This window comes from Acetobacter sp. DmW_043, assembly GCF_002153485.1.
Classification (GTDB): domain Bacteria; phylum Pseudomonadota; class Alphaproteobacteria; order Acetobacterales; family Acetobacteraceae; genus Acetobacter; species Acetobacter thailandicus.
Genome location: NZ_JOMN01000057.1, coordinates 1 through 2236 on the forward strand (window position 1 = coordinate 1; position 2236 = coordinate 2236).

At 40.9% G+C, this 2236-nt stretch carries 1 protein-coding gene and 3 pseudogenes; 2 read left to right on the forward strand and 2 right to left on the reverse strand.

Annotated elements, in window-relative coordinates:
- Both HK11_RS11340 and HK11_RS11345 read right to left on the reverse strand, forming a co-directional pair.
- Positions 1 to 325: pseudogene (locus HK11_RS11340) on the reverse strand (lipopolysaccharide biosynthesis protein); the annotation flags it as partial.
- Positions 326 to 574: 249 nt separating this feature from the next.
- A pseudogene (locus tag HK11_RS11345) lies at positions 575 to 1134 on the reverse strand (IS5 family transposase); the annotation flags it as partial.
- Between HK11_RS11345 and HK11_RS12240 the strand changes: the two are divergent.
- Positions 1127 to 1240 (forward strand): annotated as a pseudogene (locus HK11_RS12240) (IS5/IS1182 family transposase); the annotation flags it as partial. The pseudogenes HK11_RS11345 and HK11_RS12240 overlap by 8 nt on opposite strands.
- A 122-nt stretch (positions 1241 to 1362) precedes the next feature.
- Positions 1363 to 2214 carry a hypothetical protein gene (locus tag HK11_RS11350; protein ID WP_086555450.1) on the forward strand — a complete coding sequence of 284 codons (852 nt, stop codon included), beginning with the start codon at positions 1363 to 1365 and terminating at the stop codon, positions 2212 to 2214.
- The last annotated feature ends 22 nt before the right edge of the window (positions 2215 to 2236 follow it).

Sequence of the window (2236 nt, forward strand, 5' to 3'; positions counted from 1 at the left end):
CAATCATACCTGTCAGACCACTTAGCGCATCAGCCCGCATACAGAATGTTAGTATCTGATTGAATTTTTTATATTTTTTTTCTTTTAATGATAAGGTTCCATAATGAACCAGAGGCTGCCATGAGTGTAAATGTGTAATGTCAGAAATTAGTATAAGATAACTAGTAATCAGCAAAAGCTGACCAAAACCGTTCAGGCCAATAGTTTGTACAGTCCACGGAATAAAAATAAAACTACAAATAGCGTTGAGCACTTTTCCGATAACAATCACGGTTGTGTTGCTCATAATGCGTGAGAATGCTGTTTTTCCTTTTTCCTCCTTCATCAATCCGATACCCGCTTCGTCGTCATCATCGTATGCAGCGATGATAAGGAAAAATTTACTTCTTTGAAAGGTAGAAATATGTGCATTAAATTACACGTGAAATAGGCCATACTCTGATTTTCTCTGATGTTCCAGAACGTTCTGCCTGGCTATAGCGTGGCATGCTTTCAGTATCAAATCTGTTTTGTCAGATAAAAAATCTGAAGAATTCAGAAAACCTCGATAAACGTCATTTTTAAACTATCCGGGTATCGCATATAAAAATGCGAGTTTATTGAAAAACCTCTCGACAAGGTTACGCTCCCTGTAAAGAGCGAAGTCGGTTTCTCGTCGTGTCATTCTGTTGCGTTTATGCGGGATAACAGGGGTAATCCCGCGCTCTGTCAATCGGTCGATCAACCTGTCTGCGTCATACGCCCTGTCAGCAAGGAAGGCATCCGGATCGATGTTTTCGAGCATCGGTTCTGCCTGGCTGATATCTGCATCCTGCCCCGGTGTGAGATTGATCTCCACCGGATTGCCCAGGGCATCGCAGATGGCGTGGATCTTTGTGCTCAGTCCGCTTCGTGATCGTCCGATAGCCTGATCCGAGCCTCTTTTTTGAGAGCTCCGGCACTATGCTGATGCGCCCGGACAATCGCGCTGTCTATCATCATGTATTCATTGTCATGACCGGCCGTCAGATAACGGAAAATCCGCTCAGTAACACCACTTTCACACCAGCGGCGCAGACGCCGGTGAATGTTCTTCCAGTCTCCGAAACGGGCTGGAAGATCACGCCAGGGGATGCCGGCACGATAGCGAAACAGACGCCTCGCAAAGGACTTCGAAAAAACTATCGCATCTGCCACAGCATGGCTCATTATCGCTCATGTCCGCAGAATACTGAGAAAAATTACTCAAACCTCTTTTTGAGGCAGACTCTAAGAGATATCGACTTTTGGTTGAAAATCGTGTTTTTGTAAGAAGATGAAGCGAGGTCGACATCTTGTTTTATCCAATTAAATCATTTTTGCTCTACTATCCGGATGCCCCATATGCCGTTTCAGCCTGATATTCCTTATGCTTCAGAGAACCTGATTACCACCCTTTTTAATAACATTATGGTGGATGATGATATAGACCTGAACGCAACGTATCCTTATCAGGCTAATACCGCATGTAATCAGGAAGAGCTTGAAGAGTGTTATCGTATAACATGGCAACTTTTGGCGCGAAGATCGAGACTACAGGAGTTTCGCCGTATTCTCATAAAAATAGCATTAAGACGGAAAGCTCTTTTTGAAGAACAGGAATTTTATAAAGAAATTCGGGCACAGTTTAAACATATGCGTTTTGGGTGCTCTAATTTTGATAGACGTCATATATATCCATGGCAGTTACATTTTATAACCTGCCAGATGGGTTTTTTACAGGATGCCTTTCGTAACGGACAACGCTTTAAAACTTTTAGAAAAGCTTTGCTTTTATGGGGTGTTTTACACCCATTGTTATTTAGGCAGACCTTAAAACGCCTTGCAGCTTTTAAACCTGCCACACCCGAAAATTTTAAAAATTTTCAGAAAAACGAATTAAAAAAAATTATTGACGTCCTAAATTTTGATCAAAAAGTTACAGGACATCAATTTCATTCACTTCGTAAAATTATAAGCCGTCGTACAGCTTATGTGGATACGTTACGAGTTATTCGTCCAAATAAGGAGCTTGATGCTTTATCAATCTTCCTTGCGACTATTAACGGACTAATGGGTGATATGCATGATGAGTTAATTCTTAGTCATATCACAGGGGATAGTAACTATAATAAAGAACAATTTTCGTTGCCTGATATTATTAATGTGCGTCTAAAAGCTTTGATTGAAGCTGAGCAGTTGTCAGAAAATTTATAAAATTTAAATTGATATAAAAGAG

Bases quoted from the DNA above. Each gene is read 5' to 3' on its own strand.
- HK11_RS11350 (WP_086555450.1), top strand. From the start codon at position 1,363: ATGCCGTTTCAGCCTGATATTCCTTATGCTTCAGAGAACCTGATTACC.